The organism is Pseudomonas sp. D(2018), from assembly GCF_005502555.1.
GTDB classification, from domain to species: Bacteria; Pseudomonadota; Gammaproteobacteria; order Pseudomonadales; family Pseudomonadaceae; genus Metapseudomonas; species Metapseudomonas resinovorans.
Genome location: NZ_SCOK01000003.1, coordinates 192,718 through 216,815, shown reverse-complemented (window position 1 = coordinate 216,815; position 24,098 = coordinate 192,718). Strand labels below are relative to the sequence as shown.

The window sequence follows — 24,098 nt, the reverse complement described above, 5'->3', positions numbered from 1 at the left end:
CCCCGTGGCATTGACGATTCTCGGCCTTTCCGGCGCCCTCAGCCATGATCCCTCCGCCGCGCTCTATATCGACGGCAAGCTGATCGCGGCCGCCGAAGAAGAGCGCTTCGTGCGCGACAAGCACGCGAAGAATCGCATGCCCTACGAGTCGGCCAAGTTCTGCCTGGAACAGGCCGGTATCAAGCCTTCCGACGTCGATGTCGTGGCCATTCCCTTCGCGCCCATCAGCCTGTTCGGCAAGGCCCGCTGGCACTACGCCAAGCGCTACTGGTATGCCCCGGATCGTGCGCTGGACGCCATCCTCATGGGCAACCGTCGCTACAAGCGCTACCGCAAGAAGATCGTCTGGTGCCTGGAGCAGTTGGGCTTCGATGCCAAGAAGGTGAAGATCGAGCCGGTGGAACACCACCTGGCCCACGCGTCCAGCGCCTACCACTGCTCAGGCTTCAAGGAAAAAACCGCGATCCTCGGCATCGACGGCAAGGGCGAGTACGCCACGACCTTCTTCGGTTGGGGCGAGAACGGCAAGATCCACAAGATCAAGGAGTTCTACGATCCGGACTCCCTCGGTGGCCTCTACGGCGCAATCACCGAGTACCTCGGTTTCGAGATGCTTGACGGCGAATTCAAGGTCATGGGCATGGCGCCCTACGGCGACGCCGCCAAGTACGACTTCTCGCGTCTGGCCAAGTTCGAGAACGGCGAGCTGATCATCAACACCGACTACGCCAACGTCATCGGCTTCCGACGCTACAAGGAAAACGGCAAGGGTTTCTATTTTTCGCCCAAGCTGATCGAGTGGCTGGGCCCGAAACGCCAGGGCGACATCGCCGACGACCCCTATATCCACTACGCCGCCAGCATGCAGGCTCTTTTCGAGAAACTGGCGCTGGAGATGATGGATTACTACCTGGGCGACATCATCCGCCAGACCGGCAAGATCGCATTCGCCGGCGGTTGCGCGCTGAACGTCAAGCTGAACCAGAAGATCATCGCCCGTCCGGAAGTGAAGGAGCTGTTCGTCCAGCCCGCGTCTGGCGACGCCGGCACCTCGGTGGGTGCCGCTGCCTACGTCTCGGTCAGGCGCGGCGTGCCGGTCGAGAAGATGGAACACGTCTACCTCGGCCCGGCGTTCAGCAACGAAGACGTCATTGCCGCCTGTGCCAGGCACCCGCAGAAGCCGGTGTTCAAGCGCATCGAGAACACGCCGCAGCGCATCGCGAAGATCATGGTCGACGGCAACCCGGTGGCCTGGTTCCAGGGCCGCATGGAGTTCGGCCCGCGCGCCCTCGGCGGCCGTTCCATCATCGGTTGCCCGAGTGCGGTCGGCGTGGCCGACCGCATCAACGAGCAGATCAAGTTCCGTGAGCGCTGGCGCCCCTTCTGCCCGTCGATGCTGGACACCGTTGCGCCGCAGATGCTCAAGGTCGATCACCCGTCGCCCTTCATGACCTTCACCTTCGAAGTCAACGAAGAGTGGAAGACCCGCGTGGCCGAAGTGGTGCATGAGGATGGCACGTCCCGTGCCCAGGTCCTGGAGCGTCGCCACAATCCCCGCTGGTATGACCTGATGAAGGAACTGGAAGTCCTCACCGGAAACGGCGTGTCCCTGAATACTTCGCTCAACCGTCGCGGCGAGCCGATGATCTGCTCGCCCACCGATGCGCTGAACATGTTCTACGGCTCGGACCTGCAGTACCTGATCATGGAAGACATCCTCGTCGTCAAGGAAGGCAAGGACTGGTATGACAATGTCGGCTAAGCCGCTGCTTAGCGTCATCATCCCTACCTACAACTACGCGGGCGTGCTCCCGCGTGCCGTGGAATCGGTGCTGTCCCAAGCTACCCCGGAGGTCGAACTCTGGGTAGTGGACGACGGCTCCACCGATGACACCCCGGCAGTCTTCACCGCCCTGAGCCAGCGCTACGGTGCGGCCTTCCAGGGCGTTCGACAGACCAATGCCGGCCCCTCAGCCGCACGCAACAACGGTGTGAAACTGGCCCAGGGTAACTACGTCCTGTTGCTGGACGCCGATGACGAGCTGGCGCCCGATGTGCTGCCTGACCTCTGCGAGCGGCTACGCCAGCAGCCCGAGGTCGGTCTCTGGCTAGCCGGCCATGTCGCCGTCCAGCCCGACGGCCGCGAACGCGGACATCCCGCCAGCAGCGTTCCCGGCGACGCTTTGCAACGGCTGAAGGATTACCTGCTGGACAAGAAGATCGCCCTCAGCCACGGTGCCTGCGTGTTCCTACGCGAGCTGCTGCTGGAACGGCCTTATCCTGAACACCTGCGACACAGCGAGGACATCCCGGTGTTCGCCTACTGCCTGACCCAGCGTCAGGTAGAAGTCCTCGACCTGATGCTCGCACGTATCCACAAGCACCCCGGCAGCCTGCGCCACAACGCCGAAGCAGCTCGCAAAGTGGGTCTTGCGCTGGTGGATGAAGTCTTTGCGAAACTGCCGGCCAGCCTGCATTCGATCAAGCCCGCCTATCGTGCTCAACGCTGCTTGTCGCTGTTCCGCACCTGTCTGCTTGCGGGCGATCAGGCAAGCGCCCGCGAGTACTATCGCGAGGCAGTGCGAACGGACTGGCGGGTGCTGCTGAAGTGGTCCTATACCCGCAAGGCCGCCCGGATGTGGCTGCGCCGAAACCCATGAAAGTCTTGGCGCTCAGCTCTGCCGGACGAGAGCCCGACTTTTCCTGCGTTTATGGACGCCTCCGGGAGCAAGTCGATCTCGACCTGAAAATCCTCGACAAGGACGCACAGCGCAATTTGCGCCGCACGCTGAGCGGTGTGGATCTGTCCGCTTATGATCGGATCCTTGTCGATCTCCATTTCAAGAACATCCATCGGCAGACCCGATTCCTCAGCAGGCTTTCCGGCCTCTTGATCTACGAGGAAGACGCGTGCCAGAACTATCTGGACAGTTCCCGCTGGCGCGGTCGCTTCAGCCGCTTCTACAGAGCGTTGCCCAACGCACGAATCGTCGTGACCGGAGCCAGTGTTGCTGAGCGATTGAGGGGCGAAGGTTTCAAGGTCCACTTCATTCCCAAGGGCTATGACCCCCGATTGATTTTCCTCGAAGGGGGGGAGCGGGATATTGAACTGGGCTTCATCGGCCGGACCGCCAGCGCTGCCTACCAAGACCGGAAGCGGTTGCTGGACCGCCTGGCGGCCGAGGATTCGCTGCAGCTACTGCGTACCGCTCCGGGGGAGCCCTACCGGAAGATGCTGAATCGCATCCGCTACTTCATCAGCGCAGATGTCGGCCTTGGTGAGTACATGGCGAAAAATTTCGAGGCCATGGCCTGCGGTTGTGTCTTGCTGGCCTGGCGGCAAGGCAGCGAGGAACCTGCTATCGGTCTTGAAGATGGTGTTCACCTGCTTTTGTATTCTGACGTAGACGAATTGCGCGGGCATCTGGCCAGGCTACGCGAAGATTCGAGTCTGGAGCAGTCCATAGCCGAGGCGGGTAGACGATTCGTCGAGCAACACCTCTCTCACCTCCTATTGGCAGAGCATCTCCTCAACGTGCTGGAAGAGCCCTGGCCGTCAATCGAGCCCATTTCCGTCTGGCAGGCTTTCTGGTCCCGGATCAACCCAAATTGAGCAGTTCCGCAATGTCTTTGACGAACGATGCCCACCAGCCGTTGGTGAGCGTGATCATCGCCTCATACAACCACGCGCCCTATATCGAGGCGAGCATTCGCAGTGTGCTGGAGCAGAGCTATCCGAACATTGAACTGCTGGTGGTGGATGATGGTTCCCGTGACGATAGCGTCTCACGCATCCAGGCGCTGCAAGCAGTGCATGGTTTTGACTTTCGCTGCCAGGCTAACAAGGGATTGTCGAGAACCCTCAATGAAACCATCGCACGAGCAAAGGGCGACCTGATCGCCCCCTTCGGCTCTGACGACATCATGTTTGCGGACCGGATCGCCAAGCAGGTCGCCTACATTGTCGACAAGCCAGAAGTAGGTATTTGCGCAGGGGATATCCAGACGATCGATGCGGCCGGGATCCCCAGCGGCAAGCCGCGTGGGCTTCCGTTGCGGCGTCTGGATTTCGAGGATGTGTTTCTTGATCGCAAGCCAGGGGCGCCGGCTCCCACGCTACTGTTTCGTCGTGAGGCGCTTGAGCGGGTCGGCGGGTTCGAGCCAGACGTCCGTCTCGAGGATCTGATGATCGAATTGAAGATCACTCACGCTGGATACTTCATAGATATCCTGGGCGAGCCCCTGGCGCTCTACCGGGTACACGACACCAACACTTACAAGAACTACCGCTTCATGGTGGATAACGTACTGAAGACCTATGCGCGCTTCAGTGACCACCCTGCTTATCCCGAGGTCTGCGCGCGCTTCCGCAATTCGATGCTGCTCAAGTGCGCCCGCCAGGACAAGGTACTTGCCCGCGAGTTGCTTGCCGGTCTGCCCTTGAGTGCATGGAACCTGAAGACACTGCGGGGGCTCTTGCGCATGCTTTCTCGGAAGGGCTGATATGGGAACAGCACCTCGCAGCCAGCCGGTCGATCACAAGGTCTCCGTCGTAATCCCCTGCTACAACTACGCCCGTTTTCTGACGCGCACCGTCGACTGCCTTCGACAGCAGAGTTACGAGAACTGGGAAGCCATAATCGTCGATGATGGCTCTATCGATGGCACTGAAACGGTTGCGTCTGGCCTGATGGCCGAGGACCCCCGAGTCCGTTATGTACATCAGAGCAACGCAGGGACCTCGGCGGCCAAGAATACTGGGATTCGGCTTGCTCAAGGAGACCTCATCCTTTTTCTCGATGCGGACGATCTTATAACGCCGGATAAGTTAAGAGCTCACGTTGAGCACTTCGAGAATAACCCGCATATAGACATTTCCTATTCGCGGTTCCGCTATTTCGAGGAAATGTATGAAGACAGGTTGTTTACCAAGCTTGATCTGTCCTCTACCAAAGAGTGGTCGAAAGTTATAAATGGTCGTTATGAGGTTGCTCTCCCCGTGTTCCTAAGGGGGAACAACATGGCCATTCATGCGGCGGTGGTCAGGAAAACGCTTGTCGAAAAGGTCGGTCTATTCGATGTCGAGATGCGCGCGCTCGAAGATTGGGATTACTGGCTGCGTTGCATCCTGCATGGCGCCTATATAGCGTTTCTGGACAGTCCACAGGCACTTGCCTTGACCAGGGTTCACCACGCAAGCGCCACGCATAACGTAGAGTTTTTGGCTTACAAGGAAGCCGTATATGAAAGGGTCGTGCTGGAGGCAGACAGGATTTGCCAAGAAGGCGACGAGCGATTCTATAACTTTGTGAAAAAGGAGTTGCGTCGCCTGGAGCGGAGGAACAGGAGTCGTCTGTTCAGGAGGAGCCGTGCTGAGACCCGGGCACATATCCTTGCGTCGGGGCTTTTAAATTTTCATGTATTGTTCGGGGTCTTCAGAAAGTTTGGATTTTTGAATTGCATCAGAATATACCTGGGTGCGCTAAAACAATATTTATTTAAGTGATGGCTGAGTTCTTTGTTATGGATAGAGAGCGGTTGGGGAGTTGGCTTTCTCGTCTGGCAGTTTTGGGGGTGGTTTGTTTCCTGTGTGCTCCTTGGGTCTTGCCAAGCAATACGTACTATCACCGGCTCGTCATTTTGTTTCTCTGGATTCCAGCGTTTTGGCACTTCTGCCTATTCCACAGGGGCTATCCGAAGATTCATAAGGTTTTTGCCGGGCTCTATCTCGCGATTTCCATCTGGTACGTGTTCGTTGTTGTTATGAGTTCTGACGGATGGGACGATGTTCGCGACCTAAAATTGCCCTTTTACATCGCCCTTAGTCTATTGGGCGTCATGGTCGCCGCCATGCACCTCAAAGAGCGGTTTCGGGATCTCTTGCTGCTGTGCTGTGTATTTGGCGGTCTGGCTGCAGGGTTTACCTGCTTCTACACATATTTCGTACAGGGCCATATTTTCTACTATCGAGTAGTGTCGTTCGGGGTTTGGCGAGTCGTGATTCCGGCCGCGCAGGCTTGTGGAGCTTTGGCGATCCTGACGGCAATGCTGGGGCTTGAAGCCAAGCGCAGTGTTTGGGTCATCTCTTTAGTTCTTCTGGCTCTCCTGGGGTACGCTGCATTTCTTTACTTCAACCAGAGCCGTTGGATCTGGGTTTGCCTGATGTTGTCCTTCGTATTAGTGGGCTTGTTGTTGCGGAGCAAGACCGCCTACGTGATGGCGGCAATTTCCGTGCTGTTGATTGCTGTAGTTTTGGTCCTCAAGCCCGCGCTCATATTGAATCGAGGCTTTTCGTATCGGCCGGAATTGTGGATGGGAGGGCTTTCCTTATTGCTGGACAACTGGGTGCATGGCCTGGGTTTCCAGGAGTACTGGATCCAGATCGCAGCGTTGAAAACCAGCGCTCGACACCCCCACAACCTGTTCCTGGATATCGGGATCAGATTTGGTGTCCTAGGATTGCTGCTTTGGGTGGGGATCTGGTGCTGGACGGGCTGGATCGCACTCATCCACCGCAATACCACCCTTGGCAGGGCGGCAATTGCCCTGTGGCTTTACTCGGGGCTTGTAGTGTTGACGGAGGGGACTGTTCCCTGGGTAAAACCATCGCCCATCTGGTTCGTGACCTGGCTGCCCATAGCGCTGGTGTTGGTCATAGACGCACTCGCCAGGCAGGCCAGGCGGGACCGGGTACCGTCGGTTCAGATGTCTGGCGGCGCCTGAAGGGCATGGGTAAGGGCAGGATCGAAGTACTGCCCTCCTGATGGGCCTCGTTGTTACTTCGAACGGATATCGGCCAGGTCCCGCCCATAAGCCTGCAGCAGGCGTTGCCAGGGGAAGTCCTCGATCTGGCTGCGGCGTAGATAACTTCTGAGGTGCTCAAGGTTCCTTCGTGCCAATCGACTGCTGAGTGGGCCACGCTTGAAGCGCATGTCCAGGAAGTCGATCAGGCCGAAACCGCCTTCCGGCAAGCGCAGAATGTTGCCCAGGTGAAGCGAGCGGAAGTAGATACCGCGCCGGTGCAGGGTATGGATGAAATTTGCGAGTTCGGGCAGCAACGCGTCGAACTCAGGGCGCGCGTGGCGATACAGCTGGTCCAGCGAGCGTCCGGGCAGGGGCTCATAGAGGCAGGCGCTGACGGCCTGGACCTTGTCTAACCACATGCATTCGTTGACCCTGGGCGCTGTGATGTCGCGCTCGGCAAGCAATTCGGCATTGCGGGCGAAGCGTTGTGCAGCAGGGCGCACGCGGGCGAGCCAGAGCCGGCGACGTGGCCGGAAAATCTTCAGCAGTTGGCCATCCGGCTGACGCAGGACCTTGGGACCGCGGCCGTCCTTCTCCAGAACCTCGCCTTGGTCGAGCCACTGCTGCATTTCGTTCGCTGGTACAATCCGCATCAATTTTCTCTGAGTAGCTATAGGGATCGAGAGTGGCCAATTCTAACCAGCAATCGGATCTCCAGGTTTATCTGCGGTTGCTGCGCTATGTCAGGCCGTACGTGGGTTTCTTCCTGCTCAGCATCATTGGATTTCTGATCTTCGCTTCGAGCCAGCCAATGCTGGGGTACGTGCTCAAGTATTTCGTCGATGGCTTGACCGACCCGCACGCTGCTTTGCTTCCGAATGTCCCCTATCTCAAGGATATGGATCTGGTGCAGGCCGTGCCGGTTCTCATCGTGCTGATCGCGCTCTGGCAGGGCATCGGCTCGTTTCTCGGCAACTTCTTCCTGGCCAAGGTTTCACTGGGACTGGTGCACGACCTGCGAGTGGCTCTGTTCAATCAGTTATTGCTTCTGCCCAATCGATACTTCGACAACAACAACTCGGGCCATCTGATTTCCCGCATTACGTTCAACGTGACCATGGTGACGGGTGCTGCCACCGATGCGATCAAGGTAGTAATTCGCGAAGGGATGACGGTGATCTTTCTGTTTGCCTCGCTGCTGTGGATGAACTGGAAGCTGACCTTGGTGATGGTTGCGATTTTGCCGCTGATCGCGCTCATGGTCGGCAGCGCCAGTCGAAAATTTCGCAAGCAGAGCAAGAAGATCCAGGTCGCAATGGGCGACGTCATGCACATATCCTCCGAGACCATCCAGGGGTATCGAGTGGTGCGTAGCTTTGGCGGTGAGCCCTACGAGCAGCAGCGCTTTCTGGACGCCAGTAACGGTAATACCGATAAGCAACTGAAGATGATCAAGACCGGGGCGGTCTATACCCCGATGTTGCAACTGGTCATTTACAGCGCAATGGCGCTGCTGATGTTCCTGGTCCTTTTCCTCCGGGGCGATGCATCCGCGGGCGATCTGGTGGCCTACATTACTCTGGCCGGACTCCTGCCGAAGCCAATCCGCCAGTTGAGCGAAGTGAGTTCGACCGTTCAGAAGGGGTTGGCTGGCGCCGAGAGTATCTTCGAGCAACTTGACGAGAAGCCGGAAGTCGACAACGGAACCATCGAAAAGGATCACGTCGGTGGCCGACTGGAAGTGCGCAATCTCAGCTTCCAGTACCCCGGTACCGAAAAGCCCGTGCTACAGGACATCAGTTTCGAGGCCGAACCGGGCCAGATGGTCGCCCTGGTGGGGCGCTCCGGTAGCGGGAAGTCCACCCTGGCCAACCTGATCCCGCGTTTCTACCACCATGAACACGGACAAATCCTGCTGGATGGCGTCGACATCGAGGACTATCGCCTGCGCAACCTGCGTCGCCACATCGCCCTGGTGACCCAGCAGGTGACCCTGTTCAACGACTCGGTAGCCAACAACATCGCTTACGGCGATCTTGCCGGCTCGCCACGAGAGGATGTCGAGCGTGCGGCCGAGGCGGCCTACGCCAAGGAGTTCGTCGACAGGCTGCCGCAAGGCTTCGATACCGAAGTGGGCGAGAATGGTGTGCTGCTGTCCGGCGGGCAGCGCCAGCGACTGGCCATTGCCCGGGCGTTGTTGAAGAATGCTCCAGTGCTGGTGCTCGACGAAGCCACGTCAGCCCTCGATACCGAGTCGGAACGGCATATCCAGGCGGCGCTGGATCGTGTGATGGATGGCCGCACCACCCTGGTCATCGCCCATCGGCTTTCGACCATCGAGAAGGCGGACTTGATCCTGGTCATGGATCAGGGACGAATCGTCGAGCGCGGCACCCATGCCGAGCTGCTGGCCATGAACGGTTACTACGCCCGGCTGCATGCCAACCAGTTCGCAGACGAGGCTCAGTCGGAGGCCGGCTGAGCGGCATCCACTTCATCGCTAATCAAGGAAGGGCCGGGGCTTCACTCGGCAAGGCAAGGTTTTGCTCAATAGATTCAGGCTGTACCGGGAGCGTGGATGGGAGTCGGTCGATGCCGGTTCCTACCGTGGTGTCTGGGAGCGTTTTGGCGGCAGCGTCATCACTCACCCGCAGGTCGTTGAGCGTTTGTCCGCGCTGGCGGGCATTCCAGTGCGTTACCTCGGGTACCGTGCAGGTGGCGAGCTCCAGGCTGCCATTCCTACCTGGGGGCGGAGTCTGGCGCTCTCCCGGCAGGTGCTGAAGCGCAAGGGAATGCGCAACCTGTTCGACCTGGGCAACGCCGAGGTCATACTGCCGGTGGCTCCTGGTGCGGGGATCGCGCTTCGTCACGAGTGCGCCTATCTCTCCGAACTCAATCTGTCCGGTTTCCGCAGCCTGCGTCCGCAGAAAGCGCAGCTGGCCATGGCTCGCACCCCCGAAGCCTGGTCGAAGAAATTCCGCTACAACCAGCGCCGCGAGCTGCGCCTTTTCGAGGAGGCGGGTGGCGAAGTGAGGCCAGTGGCGGGCTTCGCGCCTGCAGAGCTGGCGGCGATCTACACCGAGCTGTTCGAACGACGCTGGGGTTTCGAAGTTCCGGGCAAAGGCCACTTGGCTGAGGTCTTCAGGCTGTTGCATGAGTACCTCAGTGGCTCGTTGCTGCTGCTCAATGGCGCCCCGGTTGCCGTTCAGGTTCTGTACAGGGCCGAGTCGCCAGACTGGATCAGTTACGAGTACATCAACGGCGGCGTTGATCCTCGTGCGCACCATCTCAGTCCAGGTAGCGTTCTCAGCTTCATCAATACCCAGGCCGCCTGGGAGGATGCCCGGGCCAGGGGCAAGATGCTCCGCTACTCGTTCGGTCGAGCCGACCGCGAATACAAGGATCGTTGGTGCGACAGGGTTGCCGCATTTCGGGTGTAAGTGAATGGAAACACGCAAACAGCAACTGCTGCGTCGGCACCGCCGCGGCAAGCGTCTCTTCATGGTCGCAGCCCTGCTGGTCATGGCGGCGCTCGACTGGTTCGGCAACTGGAACAGCCTCCCGGTGCTGTTGGTCCTGGCCTGGATCGCCCATGAGGCCTGGTTTGCCGACCATCTCTTCTATTCGCCGCGAGAAGACTATCGCTACGATTTTCCCGGCTTTTCACCTTGCGTCGAAGGCGTTATCCACAAGTGCGAACTGCAGCTGGGCCCAGGCCAACTGCCAGCTAGCGCCGACACGCTGATCCTTGCTGTCGAACTTCGCAGCACCTGGCTGGGGCGCTGGTTGGATCCCCACGTCCTGATCCAGGACGGCCAGTCCGTGGATCGTCAGGACTTCGAGCGTGGTGCGCGCGGTCTTCGCTATCTCAATCTGTCCGGCCTGTTACCAGCCCTGCGCGAGGGACGTTTGCGCCTGCAGGGGCGATTCTGTCGCCTGGGTCCTGAGGTCAGGTTGCATGCCTTCGACAATCCGGACTACGCCTCGCGGCGCGTGATGATCATCGCGCCCCACGCCGACGATGCCGAGCTGGCGGCCTTCGGCCTTTACAGCCGCTGCGCCGAGGTCAGTATCGTGACCCTGACCCAGGGTGAGATCGAGGCGCAGAACTACCGCAGGCTGGGGCTCGACAAGGCCGCAGCGGCGCGCTTGAAAGGGCGCCTGCGCAGCTGGAGTAGCCTGGCGGTGCCGCTCTGGGGTGGCGTACCGGCCAGTCGCTGTGTGCAATTGGGGTACTACTGCATGCAGCTGGCGGCCATGGAAACCGAGCCGAACAAGCCTTTCGCGTCGCGGGAGTCCGGCGAAGCGGATATCCGCAGCGTGCGACGCTTCAATCCCCTGGCACTACCAGGCGATCTGGACGGTGTGCCGACCTGGAACAACCTGGTAGGCGATCTGGCCTCCCTGCTCGAGCGCTTCCGCCCCGAGGTAGTGGTCCTGCCTCATCCGGAACTGGACCCGCACCCCGACCACATTCAGGCCAGCCGTGCCTTGGCCGAGGCGGTCGAGTGCAGCGGCTGGCAACCCAGTATCCAGCTCTTGTACGCCAACCATCTCTACGACAACGACCGCTGGCCCATGGGGCCTGCGGGCAACGGCATCAGCCTGCCGCCACGGCAGGAGCCGTTGCCGGCCGATGGGTTATGGAGTCCCCGGCTCGGGGCTTCTACCCGCATGGACAAGGCCCAGGCGCTGGCCATGCAGCACGATTTGCAGGCGCCCCTGCCGTTCAAGAAGCGCTTGCGTCGTGTCATTCAGTGGCTACTGGCGGGCCGACGCTGGCCCGAGGTCGGCCAGGACGATTTCTTCCGCAAGGCAGTACGCCGCCACGAGCTGTTCTGGGTGCGCCCGACGTCCGATCGAGAGCCTCGGGCCAACTGAGCTGCTATGGTATGATCCGCGCCGTTTTTGACGTCCGGAGACCCCATGAAGCTGTCCATGCCCCGATTCGATCAGGCCCCCGTTCTGGTGGTGGGCGACGTCATGCTTGACCGTTATTGGCATGGCGGCACCTCGCGCATTTCGCCCGAGGCGCCGGTGCCCGTGGTCAAGGTGGATCAGATCGAGGACCGTCCCGGCGGCGCCGCCAACGTTGCTCTGAACATCGCTGCGCTGGGTGCTCCGGCCATGCTGGTGGGTATTACTGGCGTCGACGAAGCAGCCGACAGCCTTACCGACAGCCTCAACGCCGCTGGCGTCGATGTGCACTTCCAGCGTCTCAACGAGCAGCCGACCATCGTCAAGCTGCGGGTCATGAGCCGTCACCAGCAGTTGCTGCGCATGGACTTCGAAGAAGCCTTCCAGACCGACGCCGAGGCCCTGGCCGCGGAAGTCGAGCGCCTGCTGCCCGAAGCCAAGGTGCTGGTGCTGTCCGACTACGGCAAGGGCGCGCTGAAGAACCACCAGGTGCTGATCCAGGCTGCTCGTCGTCGCGGTGTCCCGGTGCTGGCCGATCCCAAGGGCAAGGACTTCAGCATCTACCGTGGCGCCAGCCTGATCACCCCGAACCTAAACGAGTTCGAAGCCATCGTCGGTCGCTGCGCCGATGAGGCCGAACTGGTTGCCAAAGGGGCAGCGCTGATGCAGGAGTTGGACCTGGGCGCCCTGCTGGTCACGCGTGGCGAGCATGGCATGACTTTGCTGCGCCCCGACCACTCCCCGCTGCACCTGCCGGCTCGCGCCCGCGAAGTGTTCGATGTCACTGGCGCCGGCGACACCGTGATTTCCACCCTGGCTGCTGCGCTGTCCGCTGGCGAAGAGCTGCCGCAGGCCGTGGCCCTGGCCAACCTTGCTGCCGGTATCGTTGTCGGCAAGCTGGGTACAGCGGCTATCAGCGCGCCGGAACTGCGTCGCGCAGTGCAGCGCGAGCAGGGTTCCGAGCGCGGTGTGCTGAGTCTGGATCAACTGCTGCTGGCCATCGAGGATGCCCGCGCCCATGGTGAGAAGATCGTCTTCACCAACGGCTGCTTCGACATTCTCCACGCCGGCCATGTGACCTACCTGGAACAGGCCCGCGCCCAAGGCGATCGCCTGGTACTGGCGGTCAACGATGACGCCTCGGTCAGTCGTCTCAAAGGACCGGGCCGACCGATCAACAGCGTCGAGCGCCGCATGGCCGTTCTGGCCGGTCTCGGTGCGGTGGATTGGGTCGTGAGCTTCCCCGAAGACACCCCCGAGCGGCTGCTGAGCCAGGTCAAGCCCGATGTGCTGGTCAAGGGCGGCGACTATGGCATTGACCAGGTGGTCGGCGCCGATATCGTCCGCGCTTACGGCGGTGAAGTAAGGGTGCTTGGCCTGGTGGAGAACAGCTCCACTACGGCGATCGTCGAAAAAATCCGCAGCAAGTAGTCCTTCCTCACTGGCAGCATTGCCAGTCGCTGGTGTCGGCCCGGTCATAGGCGTCCGGGTCGATGCCACCCATCATCCCGGCATCCTTATCCTGCATGGAGTGCGATGCCGATGTCCCCCAACGCACAGGGCCGTGCCCTGGCCTTGCTCAATCGTGTGGCCCAGGCCCATTGGCCTGATCGTCTCAAGCTGCGCAAGGCATTCGAGAAACTTCTCTACGGCGGTACCCGCGCCGGCTTCATGCTGGCCGCGCGACATGCACGCAAAGCCCCGCGCTCGGCCAGTTCGGGTGAATTGTTCGATCTCTCCCTGTCCGACGAGCAGCGGATGCTGGTAGAGATGCTGGAAGCCTTCGCCCTGGAAACCTTGCGCCCAGCCGCTCACGGCGCAGACTCGCGCGGCACGGTGCCGGCCGACCTGCTCAACCAGGCCCACGCGCTCGGATTGGTCCACTACGGAGTGGGCGAGAGCCAGGGCGGCCTGGCCGGAGAGCGCACTGTCCTTACCAACGCGTTGATGGCCGAAGCCTTGAGCAAGGGCGATCTGAGCCTGGCCGCCGCGATCCTGGCGCCGCTTTCGGCGGCCAACTGCATCCGTCGCTGGGCATCGCCAGAACAGCAAGCCGCCTGGCTGCCGGCCTTCATTGGAGAACAGCCAGCGCCACGCATGGCCATTGCGGTGAGCGAGCCCGCAGTGTTGTTCGATCCCCACAAGCTGGCCACCCGCGCGCGGAGCAGGGGGAAACACTATGTGCTCAGTGGCGAGAAGTGCCTGGTGCTCGACGGGCTGGATGCCAGCCGCCTGATCGTTGCCGCTGATACGGGCCGCGGCGTGGCGCTGTTTCTCGTCGAGACCGGCAGCAAGGGGCTTGACCTGCGCCCGGAACCGGCCATGGGCCTCAAGGCCTGTGGTACGGCGAGAGTCCGCCTGAAGGGGGTGAAGGTTCCGGCCGAGAATCGGCTGGCTGCCATCGATTTCGACTACCGGCGATTTCTCGATCTTGGCCACCTGGCCTGGTGCGCTCTGGCCCTGGGGACCGCCCAGGCCGCCCTGGACTATGTGATCGACTACTGCAATGAGCGGACGGCCTTTGGCGAGCCCATCAGCCACCGCCAGGGCGTGGCGTTCATGGTCGCGGACATCGCCATCGAACTGGATGCCATGCGCCTGATGGTCTGGCGTGCCTGCGCCCTGGCTGACCGGGGGGAGACGTACCAGCGCGAGGCCTACTTGGCACGCCTGCTCTGCGCCGAAAAGGCCATGAAGATCGGCACCGACGCCGTGCAATTGCTCGGTGGCCATGGTTTTACCCAGGAACACCCGGCCGAGCGCTGGTACCGCGACCTGCGCGCCGTTGCCTTGATGAGCGGCGGCCTGCACCTGTGAGGATGGCAGCATGAATCTGGAACTCCCGAAGAAACTCCGCGCACTGAGCAACCAGGCCCATCAGGTTGCAGCCGAGTACTTTCGGCCTCTATCGCGCAAGTACGACAAGGCTGAACATGCCTATCCCCGTGAGCTGGACCTGCTGTCCGCGCTGCTGGACGGCATGAACGCCGGTTCTCCGGAGTCCGTGGGCGCGGGTTCTGCGAGCAAGCGTGGCGTCGGTGCGGAAGAGGGGGTGCGCAATGGCGGCAACCTTTCCGCGCTGGTCGGCGTGATGGAGCTTTGCTGGGGCGATGTCGGCCTGCTCCTGGCCATGCCACGCCAAGGCCTGGGAAATGCTGCAATAGCCGCCGTGGCCAACGCGGAGCAGCTCGAGCGTTTCCGCGGCACCTGGGCGGCCATGGCGATCACCGAACCTGGTTGCGGCTCGGACTCGGCGGCGATCCGCACCACGGCGGTGAAGGATGGCGACCATTACGTGCTCAATGGCGAGAAGATCTTCGTCACCTCGGGCGAGCGTGCCGACGCGGTGGTCGTGTGGGCGACCCTGGACCGCAACCTGGGGCGTGCGGCGATCAAGTCCTTCGTGGTGGAGAAGGGGACTCCCGGCATGCGCGTTACACGCCTGGAGAAAAAGCTCGGTATCAAGGCCTCGGACACCGCGTCGATCAGTTTCAACGACTGCCGGGTGCCGGCGACGAACCTGCTGGGCAATGCCGAGATCGATGTGCAGAAGGGTTTTGCCGGGGTGATGGAAACCTTCGACAACACCCGCCCGCTGGTGGCAGGGATGGCGGTTGGGGTCGCCAAAGCGGCCCTGGACCGGACGCGCGAGCTGCTGGCCGGAGCCGGCTGCCGGTTCGACTACCGCACACCATTGCTTGCCGCCAGCCACGCCGAAGCGACGCTCTACCGCCTGGAGGCCGAGTGGGAGGCCGCACGCCTGCTGACCTTGAAGGCCGCCTGGATGGCCGACAACCGGTTACCTAACTCCAAGGAAGCCTCTATCGCCAAGGCGAAGGCCGGGCGCGTGGCCAACGAAATCACCCTCAAGTGCGTGGAGCTGGCCGGTGCCCTGGGCTATGGCGAAGACGAACTGCTGGAGAAATGGGCGCGGGATTCGAAGATCCTCGACATCTTCGAAGGTACCCAGCAGATCCAACTGCTGATCGTGGCGAGGCGATTGCTGGGCAAGAGTTCAAGCGAGCTGAAATGACGATGGCCCTAATGGGATACGGCTTCAGCGACGATGGGGCGGCTTGGGCGCCCCATCGTTCAGCAGGCGACCCTCTTTCCCAACGGTTGGGCCGTCCCTACCCGCGCCAGCCAGTCCCGCCAGCGCACACGCTCTTCGTGCACCAGCCAGCCGTCCTGCTCCGCGAAACTCTCCGAGAGCCAGACTCCACGCGTACTGGCGGCCTTGAACTCGCCGTTGCGCAGGGTCAGCAGCTCGCCGGTGGGCAGGCCCTGGCGCAGTGGCAGCAGGTAGATATCGGGTCGACGTCGCTCCAGGCTGGCCACCAGTTGGCCGCCCTGCAGCACCTCGTCGACATGGAAGAGGCTGATCTGGTGGCTTTCCCGCGGCAAGTCCAGGCGCAGGTCGTAGACCAGTTGCAGGGATGCGGTAGGCAGGTGGACATAGGCTTCGGGGCGCTCCAGCAACGTCAATTTGCCGTTGCGCACGGGGCGCGCTGCCCCGGACAGGGGGCTGAGGCGGAAGTGGTTGGCTTCGCGGTATCGCAGGTGCCGCTGATAGGGCGTGGGCAGCCAGGTATCGGCGAAGCGTCCGGCGAGCCAGCCTTCCGGTGTCTCGATCAGGCATTCCTCGGCGACTTCCTGAATGGCGGTGAGCAGCGGCAGGTTCAGCTCATGGGCCGGGACGTAGCCGGAAATCAGCTTGAGAACAGTGTCGCCGCGGTCCTGCCGGCGCTGGCGCACCAGCAGCCAGTAATCGCGACCTTGCAGGTTCAGGGTCAGCCGCACCGAAACGCCGAGGTTCGCCAGCTCCACCGCGAAGCGCCGGCTGTCGTTGACCTGCACCGGGCGGCGGCGCTCCAGCATCTGGGTGAAGTTCAGCGGGCGACCCAGGCTCTGGTAGTTCAGGGCGTCGGCACTGGCTTCGACATGCAACGGGAGGGTCTTGAACGCGTTGGGGTCCTTGCGGGCGAGGATTCGCGGCATGTCGGCTCCTTCAGGGTAGGGGTCGGCTAGCAACGACCCCCGATGACGTTGGCGGCCGTCGCGACATTATGGGACAGATGCAGCGGGTTGATGGTCCCGATTATCGCGCTGGTCACCCCGGGATGACCGAAGATCAGTTCGAAGCTGGCACGCACCGGGTCAATGCCTGCGCCGAGGCAGGCGTGGCCGCTGGCCAGGCCTTTCTTGATCAGGATGCCCTTGTTCTGTTGCACCGCGAAGTCGATCACCGGCTTCTCGTCCTGCTCGTTGAGGTTGTAGGTGACCATGGCGCAATCACCCTGTTCCAGGGCCAGCAGGCCACCCTCAACGGTCTTGCCGGACAGTCCAAAGGCACGGATCTTTCCGGCTTGCTTGAGTTCGGCGAGGGTTTCGTAGACGCCGCTGTCACGCAGGATGGCCAGGTCGTTGCCGTCAGAGTGCACCAGAACCAGATCGATGAAGTCGGTTTCCAGGCGCTTCAGGCTGCGTTCGACGGAGAAGCGCGTGTGTTCGGGGCTGAAGTCGAATCGCGAGACGCCGCCCTCGAACTCCTCGCCCACCTTGCTGACGATCACCCATTGCTGGCGCTGACCGCGCAGCAACGGACCCAGGCGCTCCTCGCTGCGACCGTAGGCTGGCGCGGTGTCGATCAGGTTGATGCCGAGGTCGCGGGCCAAGGCCAGCAGTCGAAGGGCTTCGCTATCGTCGGGGATGGTGAAACCGTTGGGGTACTTCACGCCCTGGTCCCGCCCCAGCTTGACGGTGCCCAGGCCGAGTGGGGAAACCACCAGGCCGGTGTTGCCCAGCGGGCGGTGGAAAGTGTGCAGACCGTTCATCCCAGCAGCTCCTCCCAGGCCGGTTGCGCCACGGGCGGGCGAGGCAGGGGGGGCAGCGCGTGGTGTGCGGCCGGGCGCAGGCCGTCGCGCTCGAAGGCGGCCAGCACGCGGTCGGCGAAGTCAGGCGCCAGGGCCAGTTTGGTCGGCCAGCCCACCAGCAAGTGGCGGTGTTCGCTGAGGAAGGCGTTGTCTGGGCGTACCAGGCCGCTTTGGGCCGGCTCGGCGCGATCCACCCGCAGGGTGGCCCACTGTGCAGCCGACAGGTCGACCCAGGGCAGTAACTGGCGCAGCTCCTGTTCGGCAGCGGCAATTTGCTCCGCTTCGTTGCGCGCCACGCCCTCGGCCTCGGCCAGGTCGCCGCCCAGGTACCAGACCCACTGGCCGTCGGCGGCCGGGTGACTGGTGACGGTAATACGTGGCTTGGGCCCGCCGCCCAGGCAGTGGGCGTAGAGCGGTTTCAGGCTGGGCGCCTTGACCATCACCATATGCAGTGGGCGGCGCTGCATGGTTGGTTGGCTCAGGCCCAGGGTCTCGAGCAGTGCCTGGTTGCCGGCGCCGGCGCTGAAGACGATGCGTTGTGCGCGGACTTCACGGCCGTCGATGCGTAATCCGACACGCTGGCCGTCGTCGTTCAGGGGCTCGAACTCGTGGGCGGCCAGCAGGCTGTCGCCAGCCAGGTCGGCCAGGCGCGTGATCAGGCTGGGGACATCCAGTACCAGTTCGGCGAGGCGGTAGACCTTGCCCTTGAACTTCGGGTGCTGCAGTGCCGGTGGCAGGTCGCTGCCTTTGACCTGGTCGACGCGGCCGCGCACCGCCTTGCTGGCGAAGAAGCTGGTGAGGTTGCCGGCGAGGGTGCCGGGCGACCAGAGGTAATGGGCATCGGAGAGCAGGCGTACGCCGCTGAGGTCCAGTTCGCCGTTACCGGCCAGGGCCTCGCGCCAGCGCCGTGGCATGTCGGCGATGGCTTCGGAGGCGCCGGTCAGGGCGCCGTGCAGGGCGTACTTGGCGCCACCGTGGATGATCCCCTGGGACTTCACGCTCTGTCCGCCGCCGAGGCTGGCGTTTTCCACCAGCAGGGTGGCGAAGCCTTGCTTGCGCAGACGGGCGTTGAGCCAGAGGCCGGCGATGCCGCCGCCCAGGATGAGCACATCGGTGGAAAGGGATTCGGCCATGGGTCGCAGGCGCCTCGAAAAAAACAGGGGCGCAGTATAGCGCCCCTGTCGTTCCGCCGATGAGCAACTGGCTTCAGTGCCCGGTGCTGTTCGAGAAGAGCTGGATCACCACGACGCCGGAGACGATCAGCCCCATGCCGAGCACGGCGGGGACGTCCAGCTTCTGCTGGTAGAGCACCAGGGCGGCGACACTGACCAGCACGATGCCGAGTCCGGCCCAGATGGCGTAAGCGATGCCCACGGGGATACTGCGCACCACCAGGGTCAGCATCCAGAAGGCGATGGCGTAGCCACCGATCACCAGAATCAGTGGCAGAGGTTTGTTGAAGCCGTCGATGGCTTTCATCGAGGTGGTGGCGATCACTTCGGCGGCAATGGCGATAGCAAGGTAGATGTAGCCGGTCATGGTCGGGCCTCCTGTGTAATGGCGCGAATTCTAAGACTTCCGCTGATGGGATAAAGTGATTACCTATCTGTATTGGAGATAGGTTTTTCGCCATGCAATGGAGTCTGGAGCAGATTCGCCTGTTCGTCGGCGTCGCCGAAGGTCAGTCCTTTTCCGCCGCCGCGCGCCAGCTCCGGCGTGCCCAGTCCGCCGTGAGCAGCGGCATCGCGCTGCTGGAGGAAGACCTGGGCGTGTTGTTGTTCGAGCGCAGCAGCGGCCGCCAGCCACGTTTGACAGCGGCTGGCCGTGCGCTGCTGGAGGAGGCTCGGGAAGTGCTGCGCCAGTGCCAGCGCCTGGATGCACGGGCCCTGGGGTTGGCCGGGGGGGAAGAAGCCCGACTGAGGTTGGCCCAGGATGAAGCCATGCCCTATCAGCCGGTCCTGGCCAGCCTTGAGGCTCTGGGGACGGCCTTTCCCATGCTGGAAGTGCAGCTGGCCAGCAGCGCCCAGGGCGACGTGGCGCGCAAGCTGCTGGAGCGCCGTGCCGACCTCGGCCTGCTGTTCCACCACGAGCAAATGCCCGACGCGCTGGAGCGCCAGCGGCTGGGCACCATTGAAATGGTTACGGTTTGCGGCGCCGGCCACATCCTGGCAGCGCAAGGCCATGCGGAGCGGCGCGAACTGGTGCGGCACCGGCAGATCCTGATGGCACCCCAGGACAGCCACTATACGGGCGGGGAGCAACTCGGCCCGCAGGTCTGGCGCGCCGACAGCTTCTACGTCATGGCGGAGCTGGTAATGCGGGGGTTGGGTTGGGCGTGGTTACCGCGTCACGTGGCGCAGTACCCGGCCTATCAGGGGCAATTGGTGGAGCTGCGCAGTGACTGGACGCCTCCCTCACTGGTGGTGGAGCTGGTCTGCCGTCGTGATACGGCCCTGGGGCCGGCGGCGCTCTGGCTGGCCGATAGCCTGGCAGAGCATCTGCAGGCTATGGGCTAGTGCGATCAGCGGCGAGTCACGCTAAGCTCCGCGCCCATGAATCGCACCCTCTATACCCTGTTGTTTCATCTCGGTCTGCCGCTGGTGGCCCTGCGCCTGGCCTGGCGTGCCTGGCGAGCGCCCGCTTACGCGCGGCGTATCGGCGAGCGCTTCGCCTTCGGCCTGCCGGCTATCAGGCCGGGGGGTATCTGGGTCCATGCGGTGTCGGTGGGCGAAAGTATCGCCGCAGCGCCCATGGTCCGTGCCCTGCTGGAGCGCTACCCGGACCTGCCCATCACGATCACCTGCATGACCCCCACCGGTTCCGAGCGCATCCGTGCCCTGTTCGGTGACCGGGTGCAACATTGCTACCTGCCCTATGACCTGCCTTGGGCAGCGGCGCGCTTCCTTGACCGGGTGCGGCCGAAGCTGGCGGTGATCATGGAAACCGAACTCTGGCCCAACCACATTCACCAGTGCGCCCGCCGTGGCGTTCCGGTGGTGCTGGCCAACGCGCGGCTTTCCGAGCGATCGGCGCGCGGCTATGCACGCTTTGGCAAACTGACCGCGCCCATGCTGGCCGAGCTGAGCTGGATCGCGGTGCAGACTGAGGCTGAAGCTGCGCGCTTCCGCGCCCTGGGCGCGCGTTCTGAATGTGTGGGCGTCACAGGTTCGATCAAGTACGACCTGCGCATTGACCCGGCGCTGTTGCAACGTGCCGGCGCGCTTCGCAGCCAGTGGGGCGCCGGAGCCCGGCCGGTGTGGATTGCCGCCAGTACCCACGCGGGGGAGGACGAAGTCGTTCTCGCCGCCCACAAGACGCTGTTGGCGCAGCGTCCTGATGCCCTGTTGATCCTGGTACCACGTCATCCGGAGCGTTTCGGTCCGGTGTTCGAACTATGCCGTCGCGAAGGCCTGGCGGCCGTTCGCCGCTCCAGCGGCGCGTTGGTGGCGCAAACCGATTCAGTGCTGGTCGGCGACACCATGGGCGAACTGCTGTTCCTCTACGCGCTGGCGGACATCGCCTTCGTCGGTGGCAGCCTGGTGCCCAATGGTGGCCACAACTTGCTGGAGCCCGCAGCGCTGGGCAAGCCGGTGCTGTCGGGGCCGCACCTGTTCAACTTCCTCGAAATCGCCGCGCAGCTGCGTGACGCCGGGGCGCTGGCCGAGGTGGCTGATGCCGATCAGCTGGCGGCACAGGTGGGGGCGCTCTGGATCGATACCGGCCGTGCCGAGGCCATGCGTGAAGCGGGGCTGGGTGTGCTCAAGGCCAACCAGGGCGCGCTGGAGCGGTTATTGGGCGGGATTGCGCGGTTGCTGTGACCCCGCAGGGCTTGAAGGGCAGACCTCCGGCCTGCTTGGCAAATGAGTTCGCCCCTACAGATGCAGCGCCTCAGAATGTCGGCGGGGTGATTACCCACAGGATCAGCGCATCCTTCTCGCCGGGATTGCCGTAGCGGTGCGGCTCCTGGCTGGAGAAGCTGAAACTGTCGCCTTCCTGCAGGTGGAAGTGGCGCTCGCCGACCCAGAGCTCGAACTCGCCGCTCAACACGTAGCCGGCTTCCTCGCCCTCGTGGCTGTAACTCTCTTCACTGTAGGTACCGGGGGGGAAGCGTGAGTGGAGCATCTCCAACTGGCGCAGCGGCTGCGGGCTGAGCAATTCGTCAGTGATGCCGTCTTCGTAGTGCAGGCTGGTGCGGGCATTGCGGCGCACCACGTAGCCACGGTCGGCTTCGCTGGTGGGAGCTTCGCTGGCGAAGAACCACTGGATGGTCACGCCCAGGCTACGGGCGATATTGAACAGTGCCGGGATCGAGGGATACGCCAGGTTGCGTTCCAACTGGCTGATATAGCCGGCGGTGAGCTTGCTCTGTTCGGCCAGCTCACTGAGGGTCATGCCCCGGCGTTTGCGCAGCGCGCGGATGCGCGTGCCGAGGAATTGGCTCTCGGCGTTGGCGTTCGGCGATGGCAGGCTGGGGCTCATGGTTCCCTCCATGGGGCACGGGATCGCGGCATTGTATGGCAGCGACGATCGCCGGCGACACTCAGATATCCCAGGCCAGCTTCAGTCCCTCGTAAATGGCTTCTTCGACAGTGCGCGGGGCCAGGCAGTCGCCGATTCGGCGGAAGTCCACCAGGCCTTCCAGTTCGCTGCCCAGATCATCCACCGGTTCGTGGCCCTGGCAGAGCACCAGGGTGTCCACCTCTTCGAACAGCATCGGCACGCCGCAGGTGGCGTGCATCATGTACACCGTGCTGTCGTCGCAGCCGTAAAGGCGCGAATAGGGCGTGATCGGGATGCCCAGCTTGTGCAGCTCGCCGGCCATCTGGTCGCGCACATAGAGCGGCAGGCTCTCGCCACAGTGAGGGCCGTTCACCGCCAGGCGCACCTGATGGCCATTGCGCGCCAGGCGCTCGGCAATGCCGGGGGCAATCCAGTCGCCGCGCCAGTCGGTCACCAGCACCGATCGACCCAACTGCACTTCGTCGCGCAGGACCTGCCAGGCGTCCACCACCTGCAGCTCGCCGCCGCGCTCGAATGCTGGCCAATAGGGTCTGGCGCCGGTGGCGAGGATCACCAGGTCGGGACGTTCGCGCTCTACCAGGCTGCGGTCGACGCGGACGTTGCGTTGCACCTGCACACCGGCCAGTTCCATCTCCCGTTGCAGGTTGGTGGCTGCCCCGCCGAACTCCGCCCGCCGGGGCAGCAGCTGGGCCAGCAGGACCTGGCCGCCGAGTTGGCTCCCGGCTTCATACAGCGTTACCTCGTGGCCGCGTTGGGCGGCCACTGCGGCCGCCTTCATTCCTGCGGGGCCGCCGCCCACCACCATCACACGCTTGCGCACGCTGGCCGGCTTGGGCGCGTCGTAGGTGAGTTCACGGCCGGTTTCCGGGTGCTGGATGCAGGAGATGGGGTAGCCGCGGTGGAAGTGGCCGATGCAGGCCTGGTTGCAGGCAATGCAGGCGCGAACGTCATCGCTGCGGCCAGCGGCGGCCTTGTTTGGCATTTGCGGGTCGCAGATCAGCGCGCGGGTCATGCCGCAGACGTCGGCCTGCCCGCGAGCAAGAATGGTTTCCGCTTCCTGGGGCTGGTTGATTCGCCCCGTGACGAAGAGCGGGATGTCCAGGCGTGCCTTGAAGCTTCCCGCGGTGGGCGCCAGGTAGGCGGCCTCGATCGCCATGGGCGGCACGATGTGGATGGCGCCGCCGAAAGAAGCCGAAGTACCGGCGACCAGGTGCACATAATCGAGCTGCCCCTGCAGTGCAAGCACGGCGGCCAGGGATTCGTCTTCGGTCAGGCCTTCCGGGTCACGTTCGTCGGCGGAGATGCGCAGGCCGACGATGAAGTCTTCGTTGCAGTGGGTGCGCACGGCCAGGATCACTTCGCGGAGGAATCGCAGGCGGGCGTCCAGATCGCCGTTGTAGCCGTCCTCGCGGCGATTTACCCGGGGGTTCAGGAATTGCGCTGGCAGGTAGCCATGGCTGGCGACTATTTCCACGCCGTCGAGTCCGGCCTCGTACAGACGGCGGGCGGCGGCACCGTAGCCGGCGACTATCTCGTCGATCATCGGCTGGTCCAGGGCTCGCGGCATTACCCGGAAGCGCTCGTTGGGCGAGGCCGAGGCAGACCAGGCCACTGCCAGCAGGCCGTCGCCGGACTCCATGATCTCCCGGCCCGGGTGGAACACCTGGGACAACACCACGGTGCCCTCGGCATGGCAGGCCTCGGCCAGGCGGCGGTAGCCCTTGATGCAGGCATCGTCGGTGGCCATCAGTACGTGGGAGGTGTAACGCGCGCTGTCGTGCACCCCGGCCACCTGCAGCACGATCAGGCCAACGCCGCCCTTGGCTCGGGCGCGGTGGTAGGCGACGAGTTGGTCGTTGACCAGGTTGTCGGCGGGCATCGAGGTGTCGTGTCCGCTGGACATGATGCGGTTCTTCAGGCGTTTGCCGCGGATTTCCAGGGGCTCGAAGAGGCGTGGGAAGGTGGCGCTGGACATGGAGGCTCCTGAGGACCTGATGGTCCGACTCGTTCTCGTTGCGCCATGAAAATTTACTAACAGTAAAA

Annotated in this window: 21 protein-coding genes; 14 read left to right on the top strand and 7 right to left on the bottom strand. The window is 63.0% G+C overall.

Translation table 11 applies throughout. The features are described from left to right. Positions 1–4 precede the first annotated feature (4 nt). From FFS60_RS04250 to FFS60_RS04225, 6 genes are read left to right on the top strand one after another with little or no spacing between them, the layout of a single operon-like run. Positions 5–1,762 carry a carbamoyltransferase gene (locus tag FFS60_RS04250; protein ID WP_028630602.1) on the top strand — a complete coding sequence of 586 codons (1,758 nt, stop codon included), beginning with the start codon at positions 5–7 and terminating at the stop codon, positions 1,760–1,762. Further along, positions 1,752–2,660: a glycosyltransferase family 2 protein gene (locus tag FFS60_RS04245; protein ID WP_137821227.1), complete on the top strand. Its 909-nt coding sequence runs from the start codon at positions 1,752–1,754 to the stop codon at positions 2,658–2,660. The genes FFS60_RS04250 and FFS60_RS04245 overlap by 11 nt, the downstream gene beginning before the upstream one ends. Next, complete coding sequence (locus tag FFS60_RS04240) at positions 2,657–3,613, top strand: glycosyltransferase (RefSeq protein WP_137821226.1); 957 nt, start codon at positions 2,657–2,659, stop codon at positions 3,611–3,613. Before FFS60_RS04245 ends, FFS60_RS04240 begins: the two co-directional genes overlap by 4 nt. An 11-nt stretch (positions 3,614–3,624) precedes the next feature. Beyond that, positions 3,625–4,503 carry a glycosyltransferase gene (locus FFS60_RS04235; RefSeq protein WP_137821225.1) on the top strand — a complete coding sequence of 293 codons (879 nt, stop codon included), beginning with the start codon at positions 3,625–3,627 and terminating at the stop codon, positions 4,501–4,503. Between the two features lies 1 nt (position 4,504). Next, on the top strand, positions 4,505–5,506 hold the full coding sequence (locus FFS60_RS04230) for a glycosyltransferase family 2 protein (RefSeq protein ID WP_137821224.1): 1,002 nt from the start codon (positions 4,505–4,507) through the stop codon (positions 5,504–5,506). Then, positions 5,506–6,723 (top strand): O-antigen ligase, encoded by a 1,218-nt coding sequence (locus tag FFS60_RS04225; protein WP_256658035.1) that lies wholly within the window; start codon positions 5,506–5,508, stop codon positions 6,721–6,723. The genes FFS60_RS04230 and FFS60_RS04225 overlap by 1 nt, the downstream gene beginning before the upstream one ends. 53 nt (positions 6,724–6,776) lie before the next feature. Here the strand turns inward: FFS60_RS04225 and FFS60_RS04220 are convergent, their stop codons facing one another. Further along, entirely contained in the window at positions 6,777–7,397 is a 621-nt protein-coding gene (locus FFS60_RS04220) for a lipopolysaccharide kinase InaA family protein (protein ID WP_137821223.1), read from the bottom strand. A 32-nt stretch (positions 7,398–7,429) separates the two neighbouring features. On the opposite strand from FFS60_RS04220, the gene msbA reads away from it, so the two are divergent. From msbA to FFS60_RS04190, 6 genes are all read left to right on the top strand, one after another. Then, a complete protein-coding gene (gene msbA / locus FFS60_RS04215) occupies positions 7,430–9,226 on the top strand; it encodes a lipid A export permease/ATP-binding protein MsbA (protein WP_137821222.1) in 1,797 nt (598 codons plus the stop codon). Between the two features lie 61 nt (positions 9,227–9,287). Next, positions 9,288–10,184, top strand: a complete 897-nt coding sequence (locus FFS60_RS04210; RefSeq protein ID WP_028630609.1) for a GNAT family N-acetyltransferase — start codon at positions 9,288–9,290, stop codon at positions 10,182–10,184. 4 nt (positions 10,185–10,188) lie between these two features. Beyond that, entirely contained in the window at positions 10,189–11,625 is a 1,437-nt protein-coding gene (locus FFS60_RS04205; RefSeq protein WP_137821221.1) for a PIG-L deacetylase family protein, read from the top strand. Between the two features lie 45 nt (positions 11,626–11,670). Continuing rightward, the gene (hldE, locus tag FFS60_RS04200; RefSeq protein ID WP_137821220.1) at positions 11,671–13,092 is read left to right on the top strand and encodes a bifunctional D-glycero-beta-D-manno-heptose-7-phosphate kinase/D-glycero-beta-D-manno-heptose 1-phosphate adenylyltransferase HldE; all 1,422 of its coding nucleotides are present in this window, start codon (positions 11,671–11,673) and stop codon (positions 13,090–13,092) included. A gap of 105 nt (positions 13,093–13,197) precedes the next feature. After that, on the top strand, positions 13,198–14,478 hold the full coding sequence (locus FFS60_RS04195) for an acyl-CoA dehydrogenase family protein (protein ID WP_137821219.1): 1,281 nt from the start codon (positions 13,198–13,200) through the stop codon (positions 14,476–14,478). Positions 14,479–14,488: 10 nt separating this feature from the next. Further along, positions 14,489–15,694: an acyl-CoA dehydrogenase family protein gene (locus FFS60_RS04190; RefSeq protein WP_137821218.1), complete on the top strand. Its 1,206-nt coding sequence runs from the start codon at positions 14,489–14,491 to the stop codon at positions 15,692–15,694. A 59-nt stretch (positions 15,695–15,753) separates the two neighbouring features. On the opposite strand, the gene FFS60_RS04185 is transcribed toward FFS60_RS04190, so the two are convergent. The 4 genes from FFS60_RS04185 to FFS60_RS04170 form a co-directional block, all read right to left on the bottom strand. Next, positions 15,754–16,659 carry a hypothetical protein gene (locus FFS60_RS04185; protein ID WP_028630614.1) on the bottom strand — a complete coding sequence of 302 codons (906 nt, stop codon included), beginning with the start codon at positions 16,657–16,659 and terminating at the stop codon, positions 15,754–15,756. A 26-nt stretch (positions 16,660–16,685) separates the two neighbouring features. Next, positions 16,686–17,495: an aldo/keto reductase gene (locus FFS60_RS04180; protein WP_028630615.1), complete on the bottom strand. Its 810-nt coding sequence runs from the start codon at positions 17,493–17,495 to the stop codon at positions 16,686–16,688. Continuing rightward, positions 17,492–18,667: an FAD-binding oxidoreductase gene (locus FFS60_RS04175; protein ID WP_137821217.1), complete on the bottom strand. Its 1,176-nt coding sequence runs from the start codon at positions 18,665–18,667 to the stop codon at positions 17,492–17,494. The genes FFS60_RS04180 and FFS60_RS04175 overlap by 4 nt, the downstream gene beginning before the upstream one ends. Positions 18,668–18,740: 73 nt before the next feature. Then, positions 18,741–19,073: a multidrug efflux SMR transporter gene (locus FFS60_RS04170; RefSeq protein ID WP_028630617.1), complete on the bottom strand. Its 333-nt coding sequence runs from the start codon at positions 19,071–19,073 to the stop codon at positions 18,741–18,743. Positions 19,074–19,165: 92 nt separating this feature from the next. Between FFS60_RS04170 and FFS60_RS04165 the strand changes: the two genes are divergently transcribed. After that, a complete protein-coding gene (locus FFS60_RS04165) occupies positions 19,166–20,050 on the top strand; it encodes a LysR family transcriptional regulator (protein WP_028630618.1) in 885 nt (294 codons plus the stop codon). 36 nt (positions 20,051–20,086) lie between these two features. After that, positions 20,087–21,352, top strand: a complete 1,266-nt coding sequence (waaA, locus tag FFS60_RS04160; RefSeq protein ID WP_137821216.1) for a lipid IV(A) 3-deoxy-D-manno-octulosonic acid transferase — start codon at positions 20,087–20,089, stop codon at positions 21,350–21,352. Positions 21,353–21,422: 70 nt separating this feature from the next. Here waaA and FFS60_RS04155 read toward each other — a convergent pair whose 3' ends face one another. Then, positions 21,423–22,013 (bottom strand): cupin domain-containing protein, encoded by a 591-nt coding sequence (locus FFS60_RS04155; protein WP_036997819.1) that lies wholly within the window; start codon positions 22,011–22,013, stop codon positions 21,423–21,425. A 61-nt stretch (positions 22,014–22,074) separates the two neighbouring features. After that, complete coding sequence (locus FFS60_RS04150; protein WP_137821215.1) at positions 22,075–24,030, bottom strand: FAD-dependent oxidoreductase; 1,956 nt, start codon at positions 24,028–24,030, stop codon at positions 22,075–22,077. Between the last annotated feature and the right edge of the window lie 68 nt (positions 24,031–24,098).